Annotated in this window: 19 protein-coding genes; 16 read left to right on the forward strand and 3 right to left on the reverse strand. The window is 41.1% G+C overall.

What is annotated here, in order from left to right; translation table 11 throughout:
• Window positions 1-173 precede the first annotated feature (173 nt).
• The 13 genes from P6N53_RS05235 to P6N53_RS05295 all read left to right on the forward strand — a co-directional run bounded on the left by P6N53_RS05235 (window position 174) and on the right by P6N53_RS05295 (window position 12,849).
• The gene (locus P6N53_RS05235; RefSeq protein ID WP_304541695.1) at window positions 174-2,306 is read left to right on the forward strand and encodes a YcdB/YcdC domain-containing protein; all 2,133 of its coding nucleotides are present in this window, start codon (window positions 174-176) and stop codon (window positions 2,304-2,306) included.
• Window positions 2,307-2,503: 197 nt separating this feature from the next.
• The gene (locus P6N53_RS05240; protein ID WP_304541697.1) at window positions 2,504-3,061 is read left to right on the forward strand and encodes an RNA polymerase sigma factor; all 558 of its coding nucleotides are present in this window, start codon (window positions 2,504-2,506) and stop codon (window positions 3,059-3,061) included.
• 16 nt (window positions 3,062-3,077) lie between these two features.
• Window positions 3,078-3,659 carry a TetR/AcrR family transcriptional regulator gene (locus P6N53_RS05245; RefSeq protein WP_304541699.1) on the forward strand — a complete coding sequence of 194 codons (582 nt, stop codon included), beginning with the start codon at window positions 3,078-3,080 and terminating at the stop codon, window positions 3,657-3,659.
• Window positions 3,660-3,788: 129 nt separating this feature from the next.
• The gene (locus tag P6N53_RS05250; RefSeq protein WP_304541700.1) at window positions 3,789-4,184 is read left to right on the forward strand and encodes a response regulator; all 396 of its coding nucleotides are present in this window, start codon (window positions 3,789-3,791) and stop codon (window positions 4,182-4,184) included.
• Between the two features lie 76 nt (window positions 4,185-4,260).
• Complete coding sequence (locus P6N53_RS05255) at window positions 4,261-5,457, forward strand: methyl-accepting chemotaxis protein (RefSeq protein WP_304541701.1); 1,197 nt, start codon at window positions 4,261-4,263, stop codon at window positions 5,455-5,457.
• A 130-nt stretch (window positions 5,458-5,587) separates the two neighbouring features.
• Window positions 5,588-5,962, forward strand: coding sequence for a GntR family transcriptional regulator (locus P6N53_RS05260; RefSeq protein ID WP_304541702.1), 375 nt, complete (start codon window positions 5,588-5,590; stop codon window positions 5,960-5,962).
• Window positions 5,963-5,965: 3 nt separating this feature from the next.
• Window positions 5,966-6,826 (forward strand): ABC transporter ATP-binding protein, encoded by an 861-nt coding sequence (locus P6N53_RS05265; RefSeq protein ID WP_304541703.1) that lies wholly within the window; start codon window positions 5,966-5,968, stop codon window positions 6,824-6,826.
• A gap of 3 nt (window positions 6,827-6,829) precedes the next feature.
• A complete protein-coding gene (locus P6N53_RS05270) occupies window positions 6,830-7,489 on the forward strand; it encodes an ABC-2 transporter permease (protein ID WP_304541705.1) in 660 nt (219 codons plus the stop codon).
• Window positions 7,490-7,587: 98 nt separating this feature from the next.
• Complete coding sequence (locus P6N53_RS05275) at window positions 7,588-8,667, forward strand: GerAB/ArcD/ProY family transporter (protein WP_304541706.1); 1,080 nt, start codon at window positions 7,588-7,590, stop codon at window positions 8,665-8,667.
• Between the two features lie 19 nt (window positions 8,668-8,686).
• Entirely contained in the window at window positions 8,687-9,775 is a 1,089-nt protein-coding gene (locus P6N53_RS05280; protein ID WP_304541738.1) for a GerAB/ArcD/ProY family transporter, read from the forward strand.
• Window positions 9,768-11,402: a spore germination protein gene (locus P6N53_RS05285; protein ID WP_304541707.1), complete on the forward strand. Its 1,635-nt coding sequence runs from the start codon at window positions 9,768-9,770 to the stop codon at window positions 11,400-11,402. The genes P6N53_RS05280 and P6N53_RS05285 overlap by 8 nt, the downstream gene beginning before the upstream one ends.
• A complete protein-coding gene (locus tag P6N53_RS05290) occupies window positions 11,399-12,613 on the forward strand; it encodes a Ger(x)C family spore germination protein (protein WP_304541708.1) in 1,215 nt (404 codons plus the stop codon). Before P6N53_RS05285 ends, P6N53_RS05290 begins: the two co-directional genes overlap by 4 nt.
• The gene (locus P6N53_RS05295) at window positions 12,610-12,849 is read left to right on the forward strand and encodes a hypothetical protein (RefSeq protein WP_304541709.1); all 240 of its coding nucleotides are present in this window, start codon (window positions 12,610-12,612) and stop codon (window positions 12,847-12,849) included. Before P6N53_RS05290 ends, P6N53_RS05295 begins: the two co-directional genes overlap by 4 nt.
• Window positions 12,850-12,877: 28 nt before the next feature.
• Here the strand turns inward: P6N53_RS05295 and P6N53_RS05300 are convergent, their stop codons facing one another.
• Together P6N53_RS05300 and P6N53_RS05305 are read right to left on the reverse strand one after the other, a co-directional pair.
• Entirely contained in the window at window positions 12,878-14,275 is a 1,398-nt protein-coding gene (locus tag P6N53_RS05300; RefSeq protein ID WP_304541710.1) for an FMN-binding glutamate synthase family protein, read from the reverse strand.
• Between the two features lie 109 nt (window positions 14,276-14,384).
• Window positions 14,385-16,217 (reverse strand): UbiD family decarboxylase, encoded by a 1,833-nt coding sequence (locus P6N53_RS05305; RefSeq protein ID WP_304541711.1) that lies wholly within the window; start codon window positions 16,215-16,217, stop codon window positions 14,385-14,387.
• A 257-nt stretch (window positions 16,218-16,474) separates the two neighbouring features.
• On the opposite strand from P6N53_RS05305, the gene P6N53_RS05310 reads away from it, so the two are divergent.
• Complete coding sequence (locus P6N53_RS05310) at window positions 16,475-16,972, forward strand: peroxiredoxin (protein WP_304541712.1); 498 nt, start codon at window positions 16,475-16,477, stop codon at window positions 16,970-16,972.
• Between the two features lie 45 nt (window positions 16,973-17,017).
• On the opposite strand, the gene P6N53_RS05315 is transcribed toward P6N53_RS05310, so the two are convergent.
• Window positions 17,018-17,158 (reverse strand): DUF4177 domain-containing protein, encoded by a 141-nt coding sequence (locus P6N53_RS05315; RefSeq protein WP_304541713.1) that lies wholly within the window; start codon window positions 17,156-17,158, stop codon window positions 17,018-17,020.
• Window positions 17,159-17,328: 170 nt separating this feature from the next.
• Between P6N53_RS05315 and thiM the strand changes: the two genes are divergently transcribed.
• Together thiM and P6N53_RS05325 are read left to right on the forward strand one after the other, a co-directional pair.
• Window positions 17,329-18,120: a hydroxyethylthiazole kinase gene (thiM, locus tag P6N53_RS05320; protein WP_304541714.1), complete on the forward strand. Its 792-nt coding sequence runs from the start codon at window positions 17,329-17,331 to the stop codon at window positions 18,118-18,120.
• 28 nt (window positions 18,121-18,148) lie between these two features.
• A complete protein-coding gene (locus P6N53_RS05325) occupies window positions 18,149-20,326 on the forward strand; it encodes a malate synthase G (protein ID WP_304541716.1) in 2,178 nt (725 codons plus the stop codon).
• The last annotated feature ends 17 nt before the right edge of the window (window positions 20,327-20,343 follow it).

Raw genomic sequence — 20,343 nt, forward strand, 5'->3', positions numbered from 1 at the left:
TAGCATCGTTCATTAGATGCTAGCCCCTCTTGAAATAGTAGAGAGGGTAATACTTGTTTATGACTAATTATGTTAAAGGCATAATTTTAGGAAAAATTTGCCTAAAGCTGTTACGAAATCATAATTACACAGTCATATATATTTAGTAAATTTAAGTCAAGGGGGGATTTGTCATGTATAAAAAGCTTTTTTCTCTAGTTATGGGGATATTGCTGGTTTTGATGTTCAACGGAACAGCATTAGCCTCAGAACCGCGTATTGCCAATCAGCAGGAGGCCATTGAGGCAGCTAGAAAGTTGCTGCCAGATATCGTCAAGGATTATCAACTGGTGGCAGATTACCAGGAGGATGATTACAGGGGTGTAGGGATTTGGTATTTAAGGGCAGATAGACCCCTAAGCAATGGTCGTTATATGCACTTTAGCATTGAGTTAAATGCATCTAATGGGTCATTAATTAGTTATTATTGTCATGACCAGGAAGAGAATACGGGTGGCCAGCAGGTGATTGACCGTGAACAGGCCCAAGAAATTGCTTATAATTTTATTAGAAAAGTGCAGCCAGGGGTTATTAGCCAGCTCAAACTTAATGAGAATAACTCATCCAATTACTACCTGGGTTCAGGTCTGAATTTAGGGTATAATTTCCATTGGTCCCGTGTAGTTAACGGGATACCTGTACGTGAGGATGGAATAACCGTTGCTGTTGATGGCATTTCCGCAAAAATAACTAATTTTAATTTTAACTGGAATAATAACGTAACCTTTCCTGCTCCCGGTGATAAGCTAATCAAGCCAGAGGAATTAACCAATTTAGTGGCAGATAAGCTGGGTTTGTATCCTACATATATTAATGAATCTAATAATAATGTTAATCAGACCGCAAAGTTAGTGTACAAAATTAATAGTAATACCTACTTCTTTGATGCTGTGACAGGAAAACCCGTTGACTATAATGGTAGCAGCAAGGAATTTTCAGAAGCAAAGCTTTATAAGCAAACCTTCGTCCCCGAAATTGGGGGTAGGGCAATAACTGCGGAATCCCAAAGTAGTCAGACATTAACCATTGAAAAGGGACAAAGTATTGCCGAAGAATTTTTTAAAAAGCTTGGATACACAGGTAAAGTAGTGCGTTCAGGTGGTGGCAGTGAATCTGGACCAGGATATCGCATAGATTATTGGAGCTATCGTATAGAAGCAAGTGATGGCGAAATATCTTCTGCGGATAGGGATGTTAGCATATCCATTGATAGTAGTTCCGGGAGAATTGGTCAATTTAATATTTGGCCTAGAGGAAGCATTGGCAAGTCGGAGAATGCCATAAGCTATGAACAGGCCCGAAATACTGCGGAGAAATTTGTACAGAAAGAACTGGGGATAACATATCCGGTAATTTTACAAGAAAGCAATAATCAAATTAATGAATCAGAGCCTTATACATTTAGCTTTGTACGCCTCTATAATGGTGTTCCCTGTGATTGGAGCTCCATCTATGTTGGGATTGACCGTTATAGCGGAAAACTAGTGAATTTTCATTCTAGGGCCTTGCCGGTAAGCATTCCCAAGCTAGACAGTATCATTAGTCCTGATGAGGCGGATAAGCTTTTTAGGGAAAATCAGTCCTTTGAGCTTAGTTATACCTATACCCGGGATAAAAATTACCGACCAACGGGGAATGCACAACTAGTCTATAATTACAATAATTTTGGTAGTGGTATTGATGCTGTTAACGGCAAGCTATTATCCAGGGAAAATGTTAATGATAATCTCGCACCCTTTGAAAATCACTGGGCACAGGGACCTCTCAGAATATTAGCCGAAAACGGACAACTGCCGGTAAAGGATTTTGATCCGGACAATAAAATTAATCGCCGGGATTCCTTGCGAATTTTGACTTCCCTAAGCCGTTACTATAATGAAGGCATTCAAAATCTCAATTTCAATGATGTACAGCCCAATGATAAGGATATTCAAATCTTCAAGCGGGCAGTGGATATGGGCATTATTGAAAATCAGGGAGATTTAAGACCGGAAGATTCTTTAACTAGGGAGCAATTAGCCGTTTGGCTGGTTCATTGTGTCGGCTATAAAGAAATGGCCAATTTACCTCTAAAAATAGAGGTTCCCTTCAGTGACATACCAATGGATCACCCCTATAGAAATCATATTGCCATAGCCAATGCCATGGGTATCTTTGTAGGTGATAAGGACGGTTTATTCAATCCCCAGCAACAAGTTAGCTGGGCAGAACTGGCCACCGTTGTAACAAGGGTAGCTCCAAGGATAAGTCAGCAGCGATATTTTTAAAGTGTTATAATGGAAGAAACCACCCTTCAATGCAAATTGAACCAAGGGTGGTTTTTCTATTACTTAATTGTCGAAAAATGTAATAATTTCCATAAATAAATAGAATATTGACATTGGTAAATATTCCATAGATAATCAGCATATGGGTAAGCGAACGATTACTTACCGAATAAGGGGCGAGGGAGGTTGTATAAGTAATGAATATCTATTTAATCAACCAACATAATCACATAGAAAAAGATATCTTTCATGGAATTGTGCTCTTATATCAGAATCAAGTGTACTCCCTGGCCTTGCGTTATCTGAAGAATCCACACGATGCAGAGGATCTTTCTCAGGAAGTGTGGATAAAAATTTATAATAATCTTTCTTTAATAAAGAAAGAAGCTAGTATCAAGTATTGGGTTTTGAATATTGCTAAAAATGCTTGTCTAGATGAATTGAGGAAAAAGCAAAGAAAGAAAATACCTTTATCAATTGAATATATGGCAGAAAATAATTATTTCTTAGACAGATGCATCTGTAGACTTCCGTTACCAGATGAGAAAGCAATCATTAAAGAATCAGCAAAATGCATCCTAAAAAAAGTCGAAACCTTATCGGAGCAACAAAGAAAAGTGATTTTACTTCGAGAGTATCTGGGTTTTACATATTTAGAGATTTCTAGACTAGAGGGCTGTTCCATCGGTACCGTCAAATCTAGACTCAACAGTGCTAGGAACATTTTGAGAAAAAAATTGGCAGAGACCTGTTAGAAGTCTGGGGGATAGTATGACATCAGTATTAATACATCGAAAACTTAGTATTATCATTACTGCTGTTGAAATAATAGATGAATTAGGGATACAAGGATTGTCAACCAGAGAGATCTCTAAAAGACAGGGAATGTCCGAAGGTGCATTATTTAAACATTTTAAGAACAAAAATGAATTGCTTTTAGCGGTGTTGGACCATTTTTCTCAATATGATGAGGATATTATTCAATCAACTAAAATAAAAAAGATGAGCCCCTCTGCAGCAATAGTTTTTTTTATGAAATCTTTTGCTACCTACTATGAAAATTACCCAGCGATAACAGCAATTGATCAATCCTATGATGTTTTACGATATGATCCTCAATTAGAAGGTAAAGTTAAGGAAATATTTAATAATCGAATAGGTTTTATCAAAGATATGCTTGATAAAGCCCAGGGGGCAGGAGAGATAGCCGCATATGTTAATAGTGAAAGCCTCTCTGAAATAATCTATGGGTCATATAGCACCCTAGTTTTGAAATGGAGAATAAATAACCGCAACTTTCCTTTAAGAGAGAGGGTTGTCTCAACCCTTGAAACAATACTCCAAGCTTTTTAGTGATGTCCTTATTACTATAGATTTTGTATTTACCCTAAAGAGAAAGGACTTGTTTCCGAAAAACTAGTTAATTATAAAGATAGAGCTACCAATGGCCAGCGATTATTTAACAACCAGGGGGACTCTATAATGAGGATGTTGATCGCCGAGGATGATTTTGTAAGTAGAGAGTTTTTGTTTAAGCTCCTTTCACGATATGGTGAGTGTGATCTTGTAGTTGATGGACTTGAAGCATTAGATGCCTATCTTATCGCTGTGAAGGATGAGAAACCCTATGATTTAATATGCCTTGATATTATTATGCCCAAGGTAGACGGGGTAAAGGTGCTAAAGGCAATTAGGGATTTAGAAAATCAAAAAGGATTTCCCTTGGAAGGGCGGGCTAAGATTGTCATGACTACGGCCCTGGCAGAAACACAAATTGTACAAAGGGCCTTTGATATTGGCTGTGATGCCTATGCGGAGAAACCTATTAATCCAGAAAAGTTTATCGAAGTATTAAGGAACCTGGGAATGGTAGACTGATTATAATTTTTTTAGGAGGTGTGATATACCGTAATTTTACTTTGGATGATATGAATAACGGGAGGAGCAGCAAGAAATGTTACCTAAATTTTTTTCTTCTTCTAAAAAGGTGGGGATAACGTCAAAAAGCTTTCAAAGTTATGCTGATTTTAGTAATGCATTGAACATCTTCTCACTAACCCATACAGAATTAATTTCCTTTAGAGCAATGCTGGCCGTTCAAGAAATCACACACAATACATCTGAGTTGGCCTCCATGAGTGAAGAAATGGCCGCCACAACAGAAGAAGTCTCATCCTCCATTCAAGAAATTAATTCCCATATGCAGGAAACTGCCACCAGCTCAGAGGATAATGTCAAAAAGATTGAATTTCTAGCTAAGCTGCAGGGCGAAACAAATCTAACCCTTAATGAAATGGTTAGCAATGCCAACCAATTGAGTAGCCAGATTGTTTTTATCAATGACATTAGTCAATCCATATCCGACATTGCTGACCAGACTAATCTATTGGCCTTAAATGCTGCAATCGAGGCAGCAAGGGCAGGGGAACAGGGACGTGGCTTTGCCGTGGTGGCCGATGAGGTAAGGAAATTAGCAGACAAGACTAAGGGCGCGGTGGGCAACGTAGCTCAAATAGCTACTGAAATGAATGAGAAGGCCAATGTTACTGGTCAAAATGTTAGTAGTGTCAAGGATTCCTTTACTCAGTATATAGATAGTTCTGAAGAGGTAGCTGATACCATAAGGAAAGGCTCGCGGCAAGTAGATGAATGTGCGGGAATGCTGGAGGCTATATCCAGTGCAGCCCAACAACAGACAGCGGTAGCAGAAAATCTATCTGCAGTGGCTGAAAACATATCAAAGAATACAGAAACCATAGGTAAATTATTAAGGCATGAGGCCGATAATCTTTGCAAAGTATTGACGCCTGCCTTGGTAATATCCGACAGTCAATCCATGGGCACGGTTTTAGCTGCCCGCTTAGTAGACCATGCCAATTTTTTAAGAAAGGTTATGAATGAAGCGGGGCAAGGCAATAGGGTTGCAAGCTACACCGAATGTAATTTTGGCAAATGGTATGAAGCAAATAGGAAAGAATACAGTCATATTAAAGCATTTACAGAGGTAGATGAGCCGCACCAAAGGGTTCATATTGCAGCAGAAAAGTTATCCCAGGGCTGTACATCGGAAAATGCCCAGGCCCTTATTAACGCATCGGTGGATTTGCTGGGGGTCTTTATCAAATTATATGAAGAGTTTAAGGACAAGTAGTATTATTGAGTAAGTACTATCTAAAAACCTCCATTCGGGGGTTTTTTGCTTTTGAGGTTGACAAAACTGTTATAACTGTATATATTGTATATAGACAGTAAGTTCGGTGGCTAGAGGGGATGTTAATTGAATGAAGATTGTCATAGCCAACTCATCCAATCAACCAATTTATGAGCAAATCACTTCTCAAATTAAAGAGTTAATAATGAAGGGTGAACTTAGGGAAGCGGAACCTTTACCTTCCATTAGAAATTTGGCCAAGGAACTACAGATTAGTGTGATTACTACCAAGCGTGCCTATGATGAATTAGAAAAGGAAGGGTTTATTGTAACTGTTCCAGGCAAAGGGTCCTATGTCGCTGCTGAAAACAAAGAGCTGCTGCATGAAAAAAGAATTAAGGTTGTCGAAGAGAAACTTGTTGAAGCAGTGACTGCAGCAAAATCTATTCAGATATCCCTCGGGCAATTACAGGAAATGCTCAGTCTGCTTTATGAGGAGGAGTAAAAAGTGGAGCCTATTCTAGAAGTGAAAAATCTTTGCAAAAAATATCCGGGATTTGGCCTGAAGGATATTAGTTTTACTATGCCCAGGGGATATATCATGGGCTTTATTGGTCCTAACGGTGCCGGAAAGAGCACAACCATAAAGCTAATCTTAAATTTGATAAAAAGGGATAGTGGAGAAATTAAACTCTTCGGAATGGATAACATTCAGAAGGAGCTTGCTATTAAAGATAGAATTGGTTTTGTTTTTGACGAAAATCATTACTATGAAGAGCTAAACATCCAGGAGATGAAGAAGATTGTTGCCCCCTTTTATAGGAATTGGGATGAACACACCTTTGCTAAATATTTAGTAGATTTTAATTTGCCCCGTAAAAAGAAAATCAAAGACTTATCCAAAGGAATGAAGATGAAATTTTCCTTAGCCATAGCACTTTCCCACCAGGCTGACCTTCTGATCATGGATGAGCCAACCTCCGGGTTAGATCCGGTTGTTAGAAATGAATTGCTGGAGATACTAACCTATTTAATTCAAGATGAGAATAAAGGTATATTTCTTTCTACCCATATTACTTCTGATTTAGATAAAATAGCAGATTATATTACCCTTATCAATGAAGGGGAAATTATCTTCAGTACACCTAAGGATGAACTTTTGGACTACCATGGTATGGTTAAGGGGGGCAAGGATTTATTGGATAAAGAAGTTAGAAATAATTTTATTGGCATTAAGGAGCATCAGTATGGCTTTGAAGGATTAGTAAAGGATCGACAAAAGGCAAGTAAAGTATTTGAGAAGCATAAAGTTTTGGTTGAAAAGCCAACTCTAGAAGATATCCTGCTTTATTATACAAGGGGGTATTAAGATATGTATTATTTGATATTAAAAGACCTGTTAATTCAGAAAAAGATAATAGCCCTAAGTATTGCCTATGTTATTTTCTTTATTATTGCCATGCAAGGTACTGGATTTGTTATGTATGCAACGGCTATAACTGCACTAACCTATATGTTAGTTATGACCTCCTGTGCCTATGATGAAAAAAACAGGTCTGACCTTATGCTTAATAGTCTACCCTTAAAAAGAACAAGTATCGTCATAGCAAAGTATATTTCAATTTTTGTTTATGTTGTTATGGGAACTATTGCTTATGTATTGACAACAACTGTTATTTATCTAACTGGTTTACCAATAAAGTATTCTCCAGTATCACTGGAAGGCTTTATAGGAGGTTTATTGTCCATATGCATTATAAATTGTATCTATCTGCCCTGCTTCTTTAAATTTGGTTATCAGAAGTCCAGGATTTTAAATTTTCTTTTGTTTTTTAGTTTTTTCTTTGGCATAACCAGTGTTGTGAATTATTTATTTGTGAATCGGGAAGCGGCCTGGGCCCAGGGTATAAAGAGTTATTTTCAGACCTATACAGATGGGCAGATTTTAATTTTAGTAATTGGACTAATAATATGTATGCTGACGGCATCCCTTATTCTATCTATAAAAATCTATAAGAATAAAGACTTATAACAAAAAGGTCGGTAATACCAATACCGGCCTTTTTGTTTTTGAATATAAATACCACTTCGGGTAAAGATAACCATAATATTGGACTGTGATGGTGATATATGAAAACTATATCGAATCGGCAGTTTGCATTTATTGTAATCATCTTTATTTCCTCCACTGCCGATATATTATTACCCACAATGACAGCAATTCTTGCCGGCCGTGATTCCTGGCTTTCTGTTATATTAGCTGCCATATTTGCCAGTGTAATAGTGCTAATTCAAGCCAGGTTGGTCCAAAGGTTCCCCGGCAAGTTTTTCCCGGAATATGCAAGGATTTTGCTTGGGCCATACCTGGGCAATTTACTTACGGTACTTTATTTACTTTTTCTAATCTATATATCAGCCGCAATAATAGGGGAAATAAATCAAATAAGCAAAACCGTATTCTTTATGCAGACACCGGAAATCATTCTTGCACTATTACAGACCATAGCTGCAGCTTATGCTGTATTTCTTGGTATTGAGGTGGTTGCCAGGGTTATTGAGGCGGCATTCCCCATAGGCATTTTCGTTAGGGTAATACTAATATTTGTTGTTTATGGTGATTTAGAGATGAGTCGTTTTCTACCTATTTTTGATCAAGGCTTTATTCCCATATATCAGGGTTCACTAAGGGTCACGGGATGGTTAGGGGAAAGTATGATCCTTCTGTTTCTTTCCCATCATATACAAAATATAAAGAAAATAGGAAGAACAATGGTACTTTCAATATGGTTTGTAGCCTTGATCCTATTATTGGGTTCCCTTTCTATTGCCTACTTTGGACCACAACAGGCTGCCAATATAACCTTTCCCATATTTGAGATTATTCGAATGTTTGAGGTTGGGGGGATTAGGGGACTGGATTCCTTGATCATGACCTTTTGGTATTCGGCAACCCTCTTTAAAATTATTATTCTTTTTTACATTGTGGTTATAACGGTAAAAAAGTTAACCAATGGACAGGGTAATACCTTCATCTTTCCAGTAGCACTAGTATTTACAGTGCTGCCTATTATACTTTTTGTGGAACTAAGCGGAACCATGGAATTTTTAACAAATACTTGGCCTGGAATGGCTATGACCTTTGAGCTTTTTATCCCGGCACTTCTTCTCCTGGTAGCAATTTTGAAAAAGCAGCCTAGGGGGGGAGTTTAGAATTAGTTCACATATTCGTATTTCCTCCTGGCAGGCCACTGCTTACATTATTATGTTAATACTACCTACGGCTATTTTGTTTGTTCCGTCAATAACGGCCCAAAGTGCTGGGCCGGATGGCTGGGCTTCATTGATTTTAGCCCTTGTTTTTGGACTATTGGTGGCTGTGGTTTCTTCAAGCTTGGCAATGAAATTTCCCTCCCAAACTGTAATTGAGTATGCCCCAAGATTATTAGGTCCCTATGTGGGCAAATTAGTAGGGTTTATCTATTCCTTTTATTTTTACTATGTAGGGTACTATGTGTTAAGGCAGTTCGCAGAGGTAATGACCACCGGCTATATGACTAAAACTCCCCTATGGGTACATCTCATAATATTAGTCATGATTGCCTCCTATGCACTATATTTAGGGCTTGAAACCCTTTGTCGGACAAATGCGGTGATTACCATTTTTTTTCTGGCAAGCATCTCAGTAATTGTTTTATTTGTCTGGTTCAATATTGATTTTGAAAATTTTAAGCCAATACTTGCCACAGCCCCAGAAAAGATTATTCTTGGCTCCCTTTCACCGGGAAGCTGGTTTGGGGAATGTGCAGTAATATTGATGTTAGCACCTTTTTTGGCAGATAAGAAGAAGGCTACCCATATTACTGTTTGTGCTGTAGCAGCGGTATTTTTATGTATGCTGCTAATAACTGTGGGGGTGATTGGTCTTTTTGGGGCTGAATCAGCTTCTAGAATGGTGATTCCTACTTTTTCCATGGCCCGTAATGTAAGGTTTGAAACTCTTCAGGCCCTTGAAAGGGTTGATGTTTTATTTATGGCTGTGTGGGTTGCAGGAATGATCTTTAAATTGGCTACCTTTTTTTTCGCAGGTACCCTGGCCTTTGCCCAATTGTTTAATATTTCGTCCTATAGGCTACTGATAATACCCGGAGCTGTATTGCTAACAAGCTTAGCCCTTGTGTCCTGGGGTAATATAGCAGAACTTATAGAGTTCTCCAGCCAGGTATTTCCAGTGTCTATAAATTTTGTAAACTTTTTCCTAACCAGTCTACTGCTAGTTTTTGTAAATCTTAAGGCAGAGGGGAGGGCAAAGGATGATTAGCTATCTTAAAAGACTCGGGAAAAAAAGAAGAGGAAAATCCTTGCCCGAGGGTAAGCTGAGCCAAGATAATAGGCAGGATTCAGCAAAGGTTTATTCGGAAGACGAATTAAATCAAATAACCTTTACCAAGTCTGTTGAAAAAAATCTTGAATTGGTTAAAGGGATTGTTGGAGCAAATATTGACCTGGTTACTAGAAGGATTAGTCTGGGCAGAAGTGAAATAGTACCGGCAGTAGTACTGTATTTTGATAATTTAATTGATCCCGCCATTTTAGATCAACATATTATCAGGCCCATGGTACTTGAAGCATATAGCTCGGGACTTCACACTGGTCCGGAAATTGCGAGGCAATTGCGCGTAGGAAATCTTATTACCCGGGCAGAATTAAAGGAAATAAATAATTTTAAGGAACTAATGGATGGTTTATTAATTGGGGAAATTTTAGTATTAGTTGAGGGCATGGAGCAAGGTCTATTAATAAGCTCTAAGGGTTACAAAAGTAGAGATATTGCAGAACCAGATTCTGAGCCAGTTGTCAGAGGGCCAAGGGATTCCTTTATTGAGTCTCTAAGCATCAATATTTCCTTAATCAGACGAAGGGTTTTAAGCCCCAATCTGGTTTTTGAATCAATGAAAATTGGCAGTGTAACCAGAACGAAAGTATGTGTAGCTTATATTAAGGGTGTTTGTTCACCTGAATTGGTAAAAGAAGTCCAGGATCGCTTAAGCAAGATCGAGATTGATGGCTTGCTTGAGAGTGGATATATTGAGGAATTGATACAGGATGACCCTTACTCGCCCTTCCCCCAGGTAGGTATTACCGAAAGACCCGACCGTGCAGTTGCCGCAATCTTGGAGGGCAGGGTAATAATCATTACCGATAATACCCCTATGGTTCTAATAGCGCCGGGAGAGTTATTTTCTTTACTGCAAGCTGCCGAGGATCACTATAATAGATATACCTTTGCTACCTTAGTAAGGGTTATAAGATACATGGCCTTTGTTATGGCACTTTTGCTCCCGGCAGCATACATAGCAATTACGAACTATCATCAGGAAATGATACCTACCCAACTGCTGGTTAGCATAATGGCCGCCCGTCTAGGTGTACCGCTGCCAGCCTTTTTGGAGGCACTGCTGATGGAGTTTGCCTTTGAACTGCTTAGGGAGGCGGGGGTGCGTTTGCCTAGGCCGGTTGGCCAGGCAGTAAGTATTGTAGGAGCCTTGGTTATAGGGCAGGCCGCCGTTCAGGCATCCCTGGTTTCGCCGCTGATGGTTATTGTGGTGGCAGTGACTGGTATTGCTAACTTTACAATACCTCAATATAATATTTCCTTAGCAGTAAGAACCCTGAGATTTCCCTTAATGTTTTTAGCAGCCTTTCTCGGTTTGTATGGAGTTATGACAGGATTGATAATTATACTGCTGCATTTGTTTTCATTAAGGAGTTTCGGAGTGCCCTATATGTCACCAATATCACCCTTTAAGCCCAGTGATTTTAAAGATACCTTTATAAGGGCACCCAAATGGTCACAAACCAAACGCCCTTCTCAGCTTACCAGCAATTCTCAGCGCATGGCTGCTATGCAAAAGCCGCACCCTCCAGGGAGTGGAGGTGAGAAATGATGAAGAAAGCAGTGATAGTGCTGTTTCTGCTTGCAGGTATATTTGTTCAAGGCTGTTGGGATCTCACAGAGCCTGAAAGATTGGGGTTAGTTATGGCTGTGGGGATTGATCAGGATGGAGATGATAAGGTTAAAATAATCTGTGCCGAGGTAAATGTGAGGGGCGTTACTGCAGGAGGAGACGGAATGGGGGGGGGTGGAGAACCACCTTTTCACGTTCACACAGGAAGTGGCAGAACAATATTCGACGCCATTAGCAGACTTTCCATGGAGGCCGCCTATAGATTATTTTTTGCCCATACCCAGGTAATTATTTTTTCCGAAGAGTTGGCCACAACTAAGGGGGTTGAGCCAGTAATTGATTTTTTTGAAAGGAATGAGGAAGTTCGCCGGAGCACCTGGTTGCTTGTTGCTAAAAAAGGTGAACTTGACGAGATTATTAAAGGTGATTTACCAATAAAAACCAGTAAGGGACAATTCCTAGGAGGCATTATTGAGCATCTTGATAAGAGTTCCTTTTATGCCCCCAACCGCATGGGAGATTTTATAGAAATGTTTTCAGAGCCAGGCAATGAGCCCTTTACTGCAGGTGTAATGTTAGAAAACATACCTAAGGAGATGAATCCTGCAGCTACTGCCTCACCCCAGAGGCCCCGCACAGCAGACATGCGCATTGCCGATACTGCCGTGTTCAAAAATGGTAAGATGGTAGGATGGCTTAATGAGCAGGAAAGCAGGGGGCTTTTATGGGTTAAGAACCGGGTTGATGGAGGGATTATTACCTTTGAGGAAGATGGTCAATTAATATCCCTAGAAATTATTAATGCCGGTTCTCAGGTTAAATCTGAAGTGCAGGAGGGTAGTATTCAAATAAACATTAAGATTAGGGTAGAGTCCAATATAGGGGAAAGTCAGGCAAAATTGGATTTCAGCAAGCCTGAGGTTATAAAGCTGATAGAGTATTTACAGGGGGAGGAAGTGAAGAGGGAAGTGTTTATGGCCTTGGATAAGGCCAGACAATACAACTCAGACATTTTTGGCTTTGGCAGAATTATTCATGCAAGAAATCCAGGTTTGTGGAGGGAAATCAAGGGTGATTGGTATAGCTATTATCCCGACCTAGCTGTGAATGTGGAGGTTGATTCCAAGATAAGTCGTATTGGACTTATCAATAAACCTGCAGAGAAGGTCAAAGGGGAAGATGATAAATGACAGGCTCGGTGGTGTTGCTTACATTGTTTTTTTCGGGAGTAATCTACCTTCAAATTAGTCCTTTGCTTAAAAGAAAAAATTGGAAGGAGATGATTGCCTATCTATCAATAATGGGAGTTGGTATCTTTTACAGTTATGGTTATGTGCTTAATCTGGAAGTTCCCAACCCCACTGATCTGGTGGAGGCGATATTTAAACCTATGACAAAATTATTAGAAGGATTTTTAGGCAACTAAATTAACTTGGGCTGTATCCCCAGTTAATTTAGTTGGATTTTGTTTGCCCGCTAAAAGCAAAAGCAATGCCCGAAAGTTCCGCCATATCCTTATCCAGGGAGAAAATATCTTCCTTAGAAACTTCTCCTACGGAGCTCTTTCCCAATGCTTTAACCGCCTCTTCCATTTCATAGACAGTGGACCGTAGGAATCTGGCCAGACTTTTAGCACCTTTATTGATATCAAACTTTCCACTGTACTTACCCTCTTGCCAGGCTAACTGGGTAGGAGGTTCAAAGGGAACTACTTTTAAAACCTGGGTATGGGTGGTGGCATAGAGAATGGCTGTCCCTAAATAAACTGCATCTGCACCAAGGGCCATGATTTTAAGACAGTCACCAGGGGTGGAGATTCCCCCGCCAACTAAAAGGCTTACCCTGCCCTTTAAGTTATTGTGCTCCCAGAAATTTCCTGCCCTGGCTGCGGCAATGGCTGTTGGAACTCCAAAATCATCCTCCAAGGTGGGTAAGGAGCCGTGAGTTCCTGCTTCAGCCCCGTCAACACTTACGAAATCCGCTCCTGCCTGGACAATTATCCTTAAATCATCTTCCAGATATTTACCGGCACCTATTTTTACTCCTATGGGTACGCCATTTGTTACCTCTCTTAATTTGCCTATGAGGGCCTTTAAATCTTGCTCCGATTCTATACCTTCTAACCTGTTGTGTATTACCGCATCCTGGCCCCTTTGCAGCCCAAGCCTGCTACGGAGCTTTTCATTCATATTTTCTGCCTTAAGGGTTTTACCGGCGCCTGCATTTGCTCCCTGGCCGAACTGTATCTCGATGGCATCACTTTGCTTTAAATATTTAATCTTTTTATTCCAACTGATACGGGAGTACTGTAGGATTAAATGCTTAGCAGCCTGTCTTTCCTTTTCCAGCCAAGGGCCGAGGCCGGTATTGGTAGATGTTCCGACAGCACTGGCTCCCTTGGCAAAGGCTATTTTGTAGGCCTCAGTAAGGGCAAGTCCATAGGACATACCGGCAACTAAAATGGGAATTTTAAGCTTTAGGGGTTTTTTCGCCTTGGGCCCAATTACTACATTGGTGTCAATATTGGTTTCCCTCTTAGTTGGTAACTTGTGTAGCTGGGCTATGTTAAACATAATTTTATCTAAATAATTATAGCTATTGGGTCCACCAATGGGTCTCTCAATGAAACTATCGGTTTTTGACCTCAATTCGGTTTGTACAAGTTTATTAATACCATATCTTTGTATTGATGTGGCAAGCATCCAAAGGTTCTTTTCATATTTGTCCGTGGTAATGTTATAGGTAATCCAGTCTGCCGTATAGTCAATGACTTTTCTGGTGAGATATATTCCACCCAGAGCGGAAGCTGTGATTAGTGCAAACTTTGATATTAGGTTATCTTGATCATTCATGTAGATTCACCTCCCCATAAAGCTAGTATGAATCCAGTCATGGTTAATTATTAATTAAAAATAAAAAGAGGTATAGAGCGTTAGACGACTCTATACCTTGATAATTTTTTTATAAGATTCCGTGCAGGCTACCGCCTTTGGCACACAGCCTGTCTACCTTACTGGTTACTTCAGGGGATTCAATTAGAGGCGGTGCATGGTGGGGTTTTAGACGTGCATCTATTATTAGGGGTCCCATACAACCCCAGTGCTTATACTCTGTAAAGCTATTCACTCCATATACATCATGGGAGGGATTAGATCGGGTAAAGGTGACCCAGAGGAAATTGTTTATATGCCGGGCTGCAAATTCGCTGTCTTCGGTGAGTACAATTAGAGCGATATCCTCTGGATAATCTGTTTTAGCTAAATGGTTTGCCAACTCTTGGGCATCCTTCTCTCCTGTTTTAGTGTCTATGTATGGAGGTGCACTTATCACCACTACACCGGGTAGTGCTAAAGCCGGCCTAGCAAAGCCGTCCGGCAGTTTTAAATCGCTGCTAAGACTTTTAGCCAAACTGCGTTTCGGTTCTCCAGCAGCAGCTATTACAAGTTTAGAGCCCCGGTTGAAGCCGGTGCCTGAGTAATCCAGGGTGTCTATGGTGGTCATGGTTTGGAAGTGTAAGTCTCGGCGCCAATCTACCCTTTCCAGCACATGGCTGAAATATGCTTGAATATCGTATACGTCCAAACCAGGATGATCCTCTTTGGCAGCAATAAATAGGTATTTAGCTAGGGAGCAGTGTCCAAAGCCCAGGATAGAATTAGCTAAAGTAAGTATTTCCCGGGGTTCTCTGGGTGCATAGGGAATGAACTGCTCTCTGCCAATGGCTAACAGAAGAGGGTGCACACCGGACGCGTCTACGGCATGGAGAGCTTCTACGCCGGGGATTGAAGTAGGAACCACTGGGTCTACAATCTCGTGGATCAGTTTTCCAAATACTGTATCCTCCTGGGGCGGTCTTCCTACCACAGTAAAGGGCCAAATGGCATCCTTGCGATGATATACCTGCTCCACATTGAGGTAAGGGAATTCATGGTGGAGGGAATAGTAGCCCAGATGGTCACCGAAGGGTCCTTCCGGCTTTGTTTTTCCAGGAGTAACAGTGCCAATAATGCAAAAATCCGCGTCTGTTGAAAGGGCATAGCCATTACGATAGGTGTATCTAAATCGACGCCCTGCCAGGAGACCGGCAAATACCGCCTCCGGTATAGCTTCCGGCAGGGGCATAATTGCAGCCAGAGTATGACTTGGGGGTCCGCCAACAAAGATACTGACTTTAAGGGGCTCCCCTTTTTTAAGGGCATTAGCATGATGAAGTCCAATGTCCCGTCTGATTTGGTAATGCAGGCCAATCTCTTTATCTTTAATATACTGGTTACCCGATAGTTGAACCCTGTACATTCCAAGGTTAGAATGCATGATGCCAGGTCTGAGGGGATCTTCAGAATAGACCTGGGGGAGAAGGATAAAGGGCCCACCATCTTGGGGCCAGCATTTTACCTGGGGCAGTTGGCTGATAGTTGTTTGTCCATGAAGTACCGGGCCAGAACCAACTTTTTTAGGTAGGGCCGTTAAACCAGTCATTGATAGACCTGCATATTCCCAGGGACGCCGGATGATTGCCATGGGGTTGGCCGGCACCTGCATAAGCTTCATAACCTTGTCCAGGGTATTCCTGAAGATGAAGCGAGCCCGCTCCAGGGTGCCGAATATATTTGAGACAGCGGGGAAGGGACTGCCCTTCACCCTCTCATAGAGAATGGCAGGACCTCCCCTCTGATAGACACGACGATGAATCTCGGCCATCTCCAGATTCGGATCTACTTCTTCCTTTATTCTTACAAGATGACCGTGCCTTTCAAGATCAATAATACACTCTTTCATACTTTTATATATCATCAACAAATTCTCCTTAAGACAGTGGTCAGTAATATATCCCATCATATCTTATCATAGTACAAATAAAAAATGGAATGGACCCCATTGGTTATTCGAAAAAGTTGCTGAACAAGGGCCATAGTATATGGAATTCTGAAGAATAGGCCTATCTTATAACAAGAGATTGTTTTTTATAAGGTTTATGTATAAGTAATCTAGTGGAGTAAAAACTATTTCTATGGTTAGATGCCAAATTGAAATAGTAGGGAGGAAAAACAATGCCCCAGGGTGCCACTCAAACAAAAACCCTAAAGGTGGGAGATAGGGCCCCCGACTTCACCCTTAAGGCGCACGGTGAACGCACTGTTAAGCTTAGTGATTTCCACGGCAAGAAAAATGTATTTATTGCTTTTTATCCCCTTAATTGGACTCCAGTTTGAGGATTGCAATTACCTTCATACGAGCAGGACTTATCTCGTTTTGAAGAGTTAAATACCCAGGTTCTGGGTATAAGCGTTGACAGCATACCAAGTCATGAAGCATGGCAAAAGTCCATTGGCGGAATAAGCTATCCCCTTTGTGCTGATTTTTACCCCCATGGCGAGGTTACCAAGCAATACGGAATACTTCGTGAGGGAGATCCTTTTCCAGGAATTGCAGAAAGGGCATTATTCATTGTTGATAAAGAGGGAATCATTCGTTTTATCGATGTACACCCAATCGAGAAAAAGCCCAATAATCAGGAGTTATTTGACATACTCAAGTCTTTACAATAATTATCCAAAGCCACCTGCTTTTTTACAGCAGGTGGTCTTTTGATTTTATCTTACAGGTTTTTTAAAATAATGCCATGCCCAAACTACCGTAACAAGCTCCCACCCTTGCTGTCCGTATTCATTGAGTATTCTAGTTGTACGTCCCCCTGTACCCAAAATCAGCACACATTTATATTCAAATCTCATGATATCCTCCCTGTGATCTGATAATTTATAGCATTAGTATTATTGATTCTATAATTTATCAGAAACTTCCTTTGATAATCTGATAAAATATAAAACATATGATTAAGATAAAGTAATGGATATTGCTCCGCTAGTGAAGATTAAGTCTAAAAAATAAGAGGTGTTTTTTCATGTATGCTTATGATAGTTTATGGTCTATTCGGCAGGAGGTTAAGAGCAGGAACCCCCTGGTTTGTAATCTAACAAACACTGTAGTAACAAATTTTACAGCCAACGTACTTTTAGCTGTAGGGGCGTCGCCCCTTATGTCAGAGGGAGAGCAAGAGGCCCTGGAACTATCTAAAATTGTAGATGTATTAGTTCTAAATATGGGTACGCTACACCCAAGACAAGTGGAATACTTTTTAAAGGCAGGTAAAGCAGCGAATGAGGAGCATAAGCTGGTTGTTTTTGATCCGGTAGGAATTGGTGCCACCTCTTATCGAAATCAGACTGCTAGTGACATTATCAATCAGGTTAAACTAGATTTAGTAAGGGGTAATTATGGGGAAATCAGCTTCTTAGCAGGCATTTCAGGACAGACAAAGGGTGTTGATAGTGTAGGTAGTGAGATTAATATAGAGAATATTACTAATTTAGCTAAGCAAAGGGGAATTTTGATAGCAGCCACAGGGACGGTTGATTATGTGACCGATGGTCAAAGGACCTTTTCTAATAAGTCCGGGCATGCACTTCTTCAGCTGGTCACAGGGACAGGCTGTGCCCTAAGTTCCTTAGCTGGGGCCTTTATGGCTGTTTCAGAGGACAAAGCCCTGGGAGTTCTAGCGGCTTTAGCCTATTATGGGGCTGCTGCTGAAAAGGCAGCTGCCAATAGTCAGGGTCCTGGTTCCTTTGCAGTGAATTTCCTGGATGCCTTACATAGTCTTAAATTTGAGGAGTTCAAACAAATCATGAGTAATTAAATGGAAAATGCAGAGGGGCAGTGATGATTTGGAAAACTATATAAAGACCGGCAAAATTCAAGTATCCCAGGTCCTTTTTGACTTTGTTAATTTAGAAGTTCTTCCTGGCAGTGGCCTGGACAGGGAAAAGTTTTGGTCTGATTTAGAATTATTGATTAGCGACCTGACCCTGCAAAATAAAAATTTATTAGCCCGTAGGGACGAGCTGCAGGGCCAAATAGACACCTGGCACAAGAAAAACCAGGGAAACTTTGATTTTACAGAGTACAAAGAGTTTTTAAAGGGCATCGGTTATCTAGAACCTGAAGTGGGAGATTTTACAATTACCACCCAAAGGGTAGACAGTGAAGTTGCAGCACAAGCTGGTCCCCAATTGGTGGTTCCTGCGACAAATGCCCGTTATGCCATCAACGCTGCCAATGCCAGGTGGGGTAGTCTTTATGATGCCCTTTATGGAACCGATGCCATTAGTTATGAGGGGGCTGAGTGCGGGAAGGGATATGATCCTGTTCGAGGGGAAAGGGTAATAGCCTTTGCAAGGGATTTTTTAAATCAGACAGTACCCTTAATGGAGCAGTCCCATAAAGAGGTGATTCAGTATATCATCTCAGGGGCAAAACTAAAGGCTAAACTTGGAAACGGTGAAATCACTGAGCTTAAGGATAATTCAAAATTTGTGGGCTATCTGGGGCAGCCGGAAGCGCCTACGGCTATATTATTCCAAAATAATGGGCTCCACTTTGAAGTTCAAATTGACAGAAACCACTCGATCGGTAGAGATGATAAGGCTGGGGTAAAGGACATACTAATGGAAGCTGCCCTAACCACCATTGTTGATTGTGAAGATTCGGTAACAGCCGTAGATGCAGATGATAAGGTGCTGGTTTATCGTAATTGGTTGGGGCTAATCAAGGGAGACCTAAAAGCTACCTTCAAAAAGGGTGACCAAGGGATCGTCAGGGAACTCAGCCCAGATCGCAGTTATAACTCTCCTGCTGGAGGGGAAATCAAGCTAGCCGGACGTTCCCTCCTATTGGTTAGGAATGTTGGACATCTAATGACCATAAACGCTGTGCTGGATCAGGATGGCAAGGAAGTGCCGGAAGGAATTTTAGACGGTGTTTTTACAAGCCTAATTGCCAAACATGATCTTTTAGGTAACAGCAAGTATAAAAATTCTCGGCAAGGCTCCATATACATAGTTAAGCCCAAAATGCACGGCTCAGAGGAAGTGGCCTTTGCTGATAAACTTTTTGCGCGGATTGAAGACATGCTGGAACTGGCCAGGAATACTATAAAAATCGGTGTTATGGATGAAGAACGCCGGACAACCTTGAATTTGAAGTCCTGCATTAGTAAAGTTAAGGAAAGGGTTGTTTTCATCAACACTGGATTTTTGGATCGCACCGGGGATGAAATACATACTTCTATGGAAGCAGGACCCATGATTCGTAAGAACGAAATGAAAAACTCCAAGTGGCTGCAAGCTTATGAACAGTGGAATGTGGATGTGGGCTTAGCATGTGGTATGCAAGGGAAGGCCCAGATAGGGAAAGGAATGTGGGCCATGCCGGATCGCATGGATGATATGGTTAAGCAAAAGGCCGGCCAGCTATTAGCCGGGGCCAACACGGCCTGGGTACCTTCACCAACCGCAGCCACCTTACATTCATTGCATTACCATCAAATTAATGTACCCGAGGTTCAGAAAAAACTGTCAGGGAAATTCCAGGCTTCCTTGGATGATATCTTACAGATACCTGTGACTAATGACCCTAAATGGAGCAGTGAGGAAATCCAGCAGGAATTGGATAACAATGCCCAGAGTATATTAGGCTATGTAGTTCGCTGGGTGGAGCAGGGTATCGGCTGCTCAAAGGTGCCAGATATAAATAATGTAGGGCTCATGGAGGACAGGGCTACGTTGCGAATTTCCAGCCAGCATATGGCCAATTGGCTGTATCATGGTATTTGTACCGAGGAACAGGTATTAGAGACATTGAAAAGAATGGCCAAGGTGGTGGATGAGCAAAATGCAGGTGATCCTTTCTACCGCCCCATGTCTAAAGACTATAATAATTCTGTGGCCTTCCAAGCTGCATGTGACCTTGTATTCAAAGGCCGGGAGCAGCCAAATGGCTATACTGAGCCAATTTTGCACCGCAGGCGTGCAGAGGCGAAGGCCAAATTTGTCACACAATGCTAGTTAGAGATAGGCCCCTA

The organism is Desulforamulus aquiferis (genome assembly GCF_030577015.1).
GTDB lineage: Bacteria > Bacillota > Desulfotomaculia > Desulfotomaculales > Desulfotomaculaceae > Desulfotomaculum > Desulfotomaculum aquiferis.

Excerpts from the sequence above, each read along its gene's own strand:
- P6N53_RS05250 (WP_304541700.1), top strand. The coding sequence starts at position 3,789 with ATGAGGATGTTGATCGCCGAGGATGATTTTGTAAGTAGAGAGTTTTTG.
- P6N53_RS05260 (WP_304541702.1), top strand. The coding sequence starts at position 5,588 with ATGAAGATTGTCATAGCCAACTCATCCAATCAACCAATTTATGAGCAA.
- P6N53_RS05235 (WP_304541695.1), top strand. The coding sequence starts at position 174 with ATGTATAAAAAGCTTTTTTCTCTAGTTATGGGGATATTGCTGGTTTTG.
- P6N53_RS05305 (WP_304541711.1), bottom strand. The coding sequence starts at position 16,217 with ATGATATATAAAAGTATGAAAGAGTGTATTATTGATCTTGAAAGGCAC.
- P6N53_RS05300 (WP_304541710.1), bottom strand. The coding sequence starts at position 14,275 with ATGAATGATCAAGATAACCTAATATCAAAGTTTGCACTAATCACAGCT.
- P6N53_RS05245 (WP_304541699.1), top strand. The coding sequence starts at position 3,078 with ATGACATCAGTATTAATACATCGAAAACTTAGTATTATCATTACTGCT.
- P6N53_RS05295 (WP_304541709.1), top strand. The coding sequence starts at position 12,610 with ATGACAGGCTCGGTGGTGTTGCTTACATTGTTTTTTTCGGGAGTAATC.
- P6N53_RS05240 (WP_304541697.1), top strand. The coding sequence starts at position 2,504 with ATGAATATCTATTTAATCAACCAACATAATCACATAGAAAAAGATATC.
- P6N53_RS05285 (WP_304541707.1), top strand. The coding sequence starts at position 9,768 with ATGATTAGCTATCTTAAAAGACTCGGGAAAAAAAGAAGAGGAAAATCC.
- P6N53_RS05315 (WP_304541713.1), bottom strand. The coding sequence starts at position 17,158 with ATGAGATTTGAATATAAATGTGTGCTGATTTTGGGTACAGGGGGACGT.
- P6N53_RS05255 (WP_304541701.1), top strand. The coding sequence starts at position 4,261 with ATGTTACCTAAATTTTTTTCTTCTTCTAAAAAGGTGGGGATAACGTCA.
- P6N53_RS05275 (WP_304541706.1), top strand. The coding sequence starts at position 7,588 with ATGAAAACTATATCGAATCGGCAGTTTGCATTTATTGTAATCATCTTT.
- P6N53_RS05270 (WP_304541705.1), top strand. The coding sequence starts at position 6,830 with ATGTATTATTTGATATTAAAAGACCTGTTAATTCAGAAAAAGATAATA.
- thiM (WP_304541714.1), top strand. The coding sequence starts at position 17,329 with ATGTATGCTTATGATAGTTTATGGTCTATTCGGCAGGAGGTTAAGAGC.
- P6N53_RS05290 (WP_304541708.1), top strand. The coding sequence starts at position 11,399 with ATGATGAAGAAAGCAGTGATAGTGCTGTTTCTGCTTGCAGGTATATTT.